Source organism: Vibrio fujianensis, from assembly GCF_002749895.1.
In the GTDB taxonomy this organism is placed as follows: Bacteria; Pseudomonadota; Gammaproteobacteria; order Enterobacterales; family Vibrionaceae; genus Vibrio; species Vibrio fujianensis.
The window spans coordinates 78,011-85,662 of the sequence record NZ_NBUS01000040.1 but is presented as its reverse complement, the minus strand read 5'-3'; the positions used below and the strand labels follow the sequence as shown (position 1 = coordinate 85,662).

The 7,652-nt window shown below is 42.8% G+C and carries 7 protein-coding genes and 1 pseudogene; 7 read left to right on the top strand and 1 reads right to left on the bottom strand.

Annotation, left to right across the window (positions count from 1 at the left end; genetic code table 11):
• From B7C60_RS18070 to B7C60_RS06305, 5 genes and pseudogenes are all read left to right on the top strand, one after another.
• Positions 1-262 (top strand): annotated as a pseudogene (locus B7C60_RS18070) (L,D-transpeptidase family protein); the annotation flags it as partial.
• A 580-nt stretch (positions 263-842) separates the two neighbouring features.
• Entirely contained in the window at positions 843-2,069 is a 1,227-nt protein-coding gene (gltS, locus tag B7C60_RS06320; RefSeq protein WP_099610927.1) for a sodium/glutamate symporter, read from the top strand.
• A gap of 260 nt (positions 2,070-2,329) precedes the next feature.
• Positions 2,330-3,559, top strand: a complete 1,230-nt coding sequence (gene gltS, locus B7C60_RS06315; protein WP_099610926.1) for a sodium/glutamate symporter — start codon at positions 2,330-2,332, stop codon at positions 3,557-3,559.
• A gap of 182 nt (positions 3,560-3,741) precedes the next feature.
• The gene (locus B7C60_RS06310; RefSeq protein ID WP_099610925.1) at positions 3,742-4,221 is read left to right on the top strand and encodes a methylated-DNA--[protein]-cysteine S-methyltransferase; all 480 of its coding nucleotides are present in this window, start codon (positions 3,742-3,744) and stop codon (positions 4,219-4,221) included.
• 11 nt (positions 4,222-4,232) lie between these two features.
• Entirely contained in the window at positions 4,233-4,622 is a 390-nt protein-coding gene (locus B7C60_RS06305; RefSeq protein ID WP_161428264.1) for a hypothetical protein, read from the top strand.
• 49 nt (positions 4,623-4,671) lie between these two features.
• On the opposite strand, the gene nhaD is transcribed toward B7C60_RS06305, so the two are convergent.
• On the bottom strand, positions 4,672-6,108 hold the full coding sequence (nhaD, locus tag B7C60_RS06300; protein WP_099610924.1) for a sodium:proton antiporter NhaD: 1,437 nt from the start codon (positions 6,106-6,108) through the stop codon (positions 4,672-4,674).
• A 308-nt stretch (positions 6,109-6,416) separates the two neighbouring features.
• On the opposite strand from nhaD, the gene B7C60_RS06295 reads away from it, so the two are divergent.
• On the top strand, positions 6,417-6,701 hold the full coding sequence (locus tag B7C60_RS06295; protein WP_099610923.1) for a DUF134 domain-containing protein: 285 nt from the start codon (positions 6,417-6,419) through the stop codon (positions 6,699-6,701).
• A 120-nt stretch (positions 6,702-6,821) separates the two neighbouring features.
• Positions 6,822-7,652, top strand: an 831-nt coding sequence (locus B7C60_RS17175) for an MCP four helix bundle domain-containing protein (RefSeq protein ID WP_216639309.1), incomplete at its 3' end; no start/stop codon positions are given.

Genomic DNA, 7,652 nt, shown 5'->3' with positions numbered 1-7,652 from the left:
GCTATTTCAGCAAGCCGAACGAGGGATGAAAGTTCGTGTAATTAACGAGCCAATAAAAGTCACCTTAGAAGCGGATCGCAGTGTTTTTATTGAGGCGCATGAGCCGTTAACTCGTAGTGATGGCAGTAAAAAAATCTTGAGTTTACCCATTGAGTTAACGTGGTGGATGCGTGAATTTAATCAACCTGAAGCACGAGCTCGTGCTGCTATTTTGGCTCAAAATGGCATTCCAATCGAGGTGGTTCCGCCAAGTGAACAGTAAACGACTCGAGGAAAGGATTGCTTCTCGTAGCGCAGAGAAATCTATCGTTGCTTTGCTCAACAATTAGACGAAAATAACATAATTTACGAAAATGTCAGTTAATATGCTAGAATCTGGTCTCGTTATGATAATCACCTCTATTGAGAACTTGAGTGTTTCCCGAGGTTCGGCTCGTTATTTGTCATGAGTCAGAGTGATTTCGCTACAACGGGAACAAGTCAATCTTAGAGGTAGAGCGCTTTAAAACAGCGCTCTATTTTTTTGTAATAGCGGGTAATTTTGTTCAAGGAAAGGCCATGTCTGTTTAAAAAAGGAGCCTATGGAGAGGCGCAGACATGACTGTATCGCCGGTACTCAGCGTAAAAAAAGAGCCCTATCATTTATACCAAGGTGCTCTTTTTATATTTTATGGGGAATAGCAGCGTAATAAAAACACCGTTTAGTCATCCCTTTAATTTAGCTTCAGGCGCATAAGTAACGTGTTGAGTAGGCTTTCTTAGTCGGCGATCGCTTTGAACAAACCCATCAATTTTCCCTCAGTCATCATGGAGGATGAAGAGAATAAAAATAATGAGGTTATATGAATCATTTGATTTCTATTGGCACATTGGAGTCCTTTTTGGTGGCCATCAGTGTTCTTTTTCTTGGCCATTTTGTGAATGCTAGGCTACCAATATTAAATAAATTTAATATCCCAGAACCCATTGTCGGTGGTTTGATTATTGCTTGTATCATTGCAGGTTTACACTTCAATGGGATTGATTTGGATTTTGAACTCCCGTTGCAGAGCACCTTTATGTTGATGTTTTTTGCAACGGTGGGTTTGGCGGCTAATTACACTCAACTGATTAAAGGCGGTGCTAAAGTGTTTATTTTTTTAGCGGTAGCCTCGTTGTATATCATTATTCAAAACGCTATCGGTATCTCTTTAGCCAGCGCATTAGGGCTTGATCCGCTAATGGGCTTGATTGCTGGATCTATCACCTTGTCAGGCGGCCATGGCACTGGCGCGGCTTGGTCACAAACATTTCAAGCGGTGTACGGTTTAGATAACGTATTAGAAATTGCCATGGCATCGGCGACATTTGGCCTGATTATTGGCGGGCTTATTGGTAGTCCTGTGGCTCAGCGCTTAGTGGATAAGCACAATTTTGAGTCGGAATATGGTCGCGGCTCAAGAACACATGAGCGCTTTCCTGAAGTGGTGACTTATAACGAGAATGAAGAAGATAGCGTGACAGCGAAAACGGTAATTGAGAACCTGTTTTTCTTATTGATCTGTGTTACGGGCGCTAAGTATGTTGAGCAGTGGGTAAGTACATTTCATATTCCGTGGCTGATGATCCCTGATTTTGTTTATGCCTTATTTATTGGGGTATTGATCACCAACCTATTAGAAGTGACTAAGGTTCGTAAAGTGGATGCGGAAACGGTGGATATGTTGGGCACGGTTTCTTTGGCGCTGTTTCTTGCCATGGCATTGATGAGCTTAAAATTGTGGAATATTTTCGATTTAGCGATCCCATTTCTATTGATTTTAGCGGTACAGTCGGTGGTGTTAGCCTTTTTTACATACTATGTCACCTTTAAAGTCATGGGGCGTAATTACGATGCCGCGGTGATCGCTGGTGGTCATTGTGGGTTTGGCCTAGGTGCGACACCCACAGCGGTCATGAATATGGGGTCTATCGTCAATCGATTTGGCCCTTCTCCGCAGGCTTTTATGGTGGTACCGATTGTTGGCGCTTTTTTTATTGATATTGTGAATCTCATTATCTTACAGGGATACATCACACTGATAAGCTAATCGCTCTTTTTGTTTATTGTTTAGTCACTAGATTCAGTGAGCGAACCACCAGTGAAAGAGGAACCGCTAGGTTCCTTTTTCTTTTTTATCAAATTATGAGAATTATTTGCGATTTATTTATTCTTTATTCTTATTTAATGAGAAAGTTGCTTTTTTAGACCCTAGTAATGTTGGCTTTCTCTAGGCAACCTGACTTTATACCCAATCATGTTTTTATATCGATTCTCAAAAAACATGAGAAAAAGTAGGAAAGAGGTGTTATGAATCAGGTTATTTCTATTGGCCCACAGGAGTCATTTTTAGTTGCGATTGGCGTGCTTTTTTTAGGTCAGTTCATCAATCATAAATTCCCCATCTTAAAACGATTTAATATTCCCGAACCCATAGTTGGGGGGCTTATTGTCGCCTGCCTGATTACCATAATGCATTTGCATGGCATCGATTGGGTTTTTGATCTACCACTGCAAAATACCTTTATGTTGATGTTTTTTTCAACCGTAGGATTAGCCGCTAATTATACGCAATTGGTCAAGGGCGGCATGAAGGTCTTTTTGTTTTTGATCATCGCATCCGTGTATATTGTTATCCAAAATGCTGTGGGCGTGTCTCTTGCTTCGCTACTTGGCCTTGATCCTTTGATGGGATTGATTGCGGGTTCTATTACACTCTCTGGTGGGCATGGTACGGGAGCTGCGTGGGCGCAGACATTTCAAAATATGTATGGGCTAAATAATGTGCTCGAAGTTGCTATGGCATCTGCAACGTTTGGCTTAATTATTGGGGGGATTATCGGTAGCCCGATTGCTAACCATCTGATAGAAAAACGTCATTTAGAATCTGAATATGGACGCAGCCTTCAAACACACCAGCGTTTCCCAGAACTGGTCACCTACAACGAGCATGAAGAAGATCGGGTGACATCGAAAAAAGTGATAGAAAGCTTATCGATTATCTTGCTTTGTGTTACCGGGGCTCATTATCTTGGGCAATGGGTTCGTCATTTCGAGATTAGTTGGCTAATGATCCCTGATTTTGTCTATGCACTTTTTATCGGTGTTGCAATAACTAATGTGATGGAAGTGACTCATGTTCGAAAAATCGATATGGAGACGGTCGATATCTTAGGGACGGTATCATTAGCACTGTTCCTTGCCATGGCATTGATGAGTTTAAAGCTGTGGAATATTTTTGACTTAGCGATCCCTTTTTTGGTGATCTTAACCGTTCAGTCGGTTGTGTTAGCACTTTTTGCTTATTATGTGACCTTCCGAGTGATGGGGCGTAGTTATGATGCCGCCGTTATCACCAGCGGTCATTGTGGTTTTGGGCTAGGTGCAACCCCAACAGCGGTGATGAATATGGGATCGGTCGTCAACCGCTTTGGCCCTTCTCCACAGGCTTTTATGGTCGTGCCGATTGTGGGCGCTTTTTTTATTGATATTGTTAATTTAGTCATCTTACAGGCCAGTCTCTCTTTTTTAACCCATTGATGGCAATAAAGTAGAGGATGAACAAAGCCTAGGTTTATACGCTGGAATTGGTTCAGTTCGCAGTCATCGTTTGTGAGGTCTATTTTCAAGCGCAAAAGTAGACCCTAATATTGGCTTCAGTAGCCCAGATGTCGTACTCTATCTAAGGATTCAAGCGATGAAATGGGTTAAGGTGTGGCGCAATGTATCAATTTACCGACTATCAAAGCCCGCTGGGGAAAATCATATTACAGTCCGACCCTAATGGTTTATCTGGCCTTTGGTTTATCACGACGGTGGGTATGCCTATAGAACTGGGGGCATATACCAAGTCTTGTCCTATACTGATACAAACAATCAATCAGTTAAGCGAGTATTTTTTAGGCCGTCGCACCGATTTTGATTTGCCACTGTCGCTCCAAGGGTCGGAATTTCAGCAAAAAATATGGCAAGTGTTGCGCGGTATCCCTTATGGTAAAACATGGAGTTATGGACAACTCGCTCAAGTGATTAACCAACCCACTGCGACGAGAGCTGTTGGAGTGGCAAGTAGTCGTAACCCCATATCTATCATCATACCTTGTCATCGAGTAATTGGTAAAAATGGCGCATTAACGGGCTATGCTGGGGGAATCGAACGGAAAGCGTATCTGCTTGAATTGGAGAAAAAGTACACAGAATAAGGATCACCTTGATGCGTAATAAGCCAATGCACATTATCGGTATGCTGTTGCTCTCTCTCTTGAATGGATGTACTCAGGACGATTTGGAGCGCATGGCTGATAAAGAAACGTTTGCTTTTGAAGGCGCGTATGATAATCAACATACCCCTTACACCTTGAAATTTAAGGATGGTAAGGTTTCTTTTCAATCTGAAACAGCAAACTTAGAGTGGCAGCGTAATTATACAGTCAAGGAGAACCTCCTCTATATCGAAATTCGTAATAACTCGAAAGAAAAGCGAGATGATCTGGTGATGAGGATTCATGGTGGCGGTGAGGTCTTGACCTGTAGTGCTTGTGCCAAATATCAATTAAGTAATATTTGGGTTCGTATTGATGCATTACCGCAAAATAAGGAGTAAACAAAAGGCTCTCTTATCGAAAATGAAAGAGAGCCTGAATAAGGGGGGGTTAAGAAAATAACGCTTGGTTAAGCAGCAGATGTACCGCAATGCTGGCAATGTAACCGAGCATAATTACGGGCGTCCATTTTAGGTGACCGATAAAGGTATATTTACCGTGAGCGGCTCCCATCAAGGCCACGCCAGCGGCTGAACCAATCGATAATAAACTTCCCCCAACACCGGCGGTTAAAGTGATCAGTAGCCAGTTTCCTAATGACATGGAAGGATCCATACTTAGTACCGCAAACATAACGGGAATGTTATCCACAATGGCAGAAATGCCACCTAATGCGATATTGGCCCAAATCGGGTTCCATTGGGTATACATCACCTCAGATACCATGCCGAGATAACCTAATAAGCTTAGGCCACCGACACACATGACAACGCCGTAGAAGAAGAGCAAGGTATCCCATTCTGCGTGGGAAATGCGGCGAAAAACATCAAAAGGAACCACGGAACCGAGACGTTTTAAAGCGGCTTCATCCTTCTTCGCCATCGCAATTGCGGCTTTTTTCGCTAATGAGCTGGCTAACGTTTTTCTCAGGAAATAGCCAAAAAATTGTAGGTAACCTAACCCCATCATCATGCCGATAACGGGTGGAAAGTGGAATAAGGCATGAAAAGATACCGCCGTAGCAACAGTGAAAATAAACAAAGCCACGATACGACGTGCGCCTCGTTTTAACTCTACCTGTTCATAAAGCGCGTCCGGTTTTTCAGTGGGTAAGAACCACGAGATGATGACGGCAGGGATCACGTAGTTAATCACCGATGGGATAAAGAGATCCATAAATTGCATAAAGGTGACGTGACCCGCTTGCCATACCATTAGCGTGGTAATATCACCGAATGGACTAAAGGCCCCGCCAGCGTTAGCCGCAAGAACGATATTAATACAAGCTAAATTGACAAATTTAATATTATTGCCACCCACTTTAAGGACAACAGCACACATAAGTAGTGCGGTAGTCAGGTTATCGGCAATAGGGGAGATGAAAAAAGCGAGGATACCGGTAAGCCAAAACAACGTTTTAAAGTTAAACCCTTTACCCACCATCCACGCTTGCAAAGCATCAAAAAGACGGCGTTCTTCCATGGCACTAATATAAGTCATGGCAACCAACAAGAAGAGTAGAAGTTCTGCATATTCGAGAAGATTATGCTCTAACGCAGCCCGAGCGATCTCTACGTTATCATGTTGTTGATAAACATAACCGATCATCGCCCAGATTAATCCTGCCGCAAGCAGTACGGGTTTTGATTTTCGCAGATGTAAGTATTCTTCTAACATCACCAGAGCATAAGCAATACAAAATAGAATTAGCGACGCATAACCTATTGTGGAATGCGTCAGTGGTAAGGGGGAACCTGGGGTTATCGTGGTTGCAAAAGCAAGCTGGGGAATAAATAGCAGACAAAAGCCCACCCATATTCGATTCATTATTGGTACTCCGATAGTCAAAAAAATTGCTCAGAGTGTAATGATTATCCATAAAAATGACTGTGAAGCAGGTTGGAAATGTTTGATTTGTTTTATTTTTGTGTTATTTGTTAATGGAATTTATCCGAGGCGTGTCGCAGAAAAAGTGTTGGGCATCCGGTGATATGGGCCACTTAATATATGGTCGTGATATTGGTTACTTTATTTTGTGATGTTAATTACCTTGAGCCCGAGGTGTTGAGTTGCCTTTTCAAGCCAAAATGCCACAATAGCGCGTATTCCCATGTTCCCGATAAAAAGAGAAGGTTATGGCGCGTCCAAAAATTCCAAGACAAATTTGTGGCTTTCCAGCTCAAAGTTGTTTTAAACCCAATGGAATTCCGATGGCTCAGTTAGAAGCGGTTTCCATTCAAGCGGATGAGTTTGAAGCGCTGCGTTTGGTTGATTATCAAGGAATGCAGCAGCAAGAAGCCGCCATGGTGATGGGCGTTTCTCGTCAAACCTTAGCGAATCTAGTGAAATCGGCGAGGCGTAAAGTCTCAGACTGCTTGCTTCATGGCAAAGCACTGTTGATGGAAGAACAGCCACAATAACGGCCACCACCAAGTTTTGACGGTTTTATCTATCAAAGAAATAGGTACAATCGAGCGTTCGAATATCACCCTCTCCTTTATACTGTGCTCTTATGACATTGATAGACAGGGCACCGTGTTATGCGTTCACTTTCCATTACTCGATTAGTCCGAGCCAATGCCGCGTTGGCGGTTTTTGCGATTGTTGGCTTAAGCTTTTTCCTTATTCTCAATTTAACCCGTGTCCAGCAGCAGTTTGGTACGGTGGTTGATCGTAATGTTCAACTGCTCACCGCGATTTCTGATCTGCGTTATTACACAGTGACTTACCGCCGTTTTGCTCTCGACTATGGCTTAACTGATGATGTTGATGAACATCGCACGATTATGCAAACCATCGAATTTAATGATCAAGCGGTCAAACAGGCATTACAACGTATGGAGCAGTTAGCGGATTTGCCCGATATTCAAACATCAGTATCTGATTTTGAACGCCAAATAGCGGCCTACCAAATAATGCAGCAGCATTATATAGATCTCATTGATCAAAACCGAATTGAAGAAGCTCGCCGTCAAATGTTGGGTCCAATGTTGGCACCTTTTAATGAGATTGTGGAAGGATTGACACAATTTCAGCATCAACTAGAGCAAGATGCGACTCGCATGAAAAATGAGAAACAAGCACAGATTGAGCGAGTGATCCGTAGCTCTGTTGGGGCTGCTGCTTTAGTGGTACTTGCGTTACTTGTCAGCGGATATTTGACAGCCAAACGAGTATTGCGGCCATTGGCTCGGTTAAAAGCACACATGTCGATTGTTGGACAGGGGCAGTTGGAATCGCGTTTATCACTGACACAGTTTAAGCACGATGAATTTGGTGAAGCGGCGCAAGCATTTATTCATATGCAAGAGAACTTAACCACATTGATCCTTTCCGTAAAAGAGAGTGTCCATTCGTTAGACTTGGCTTCT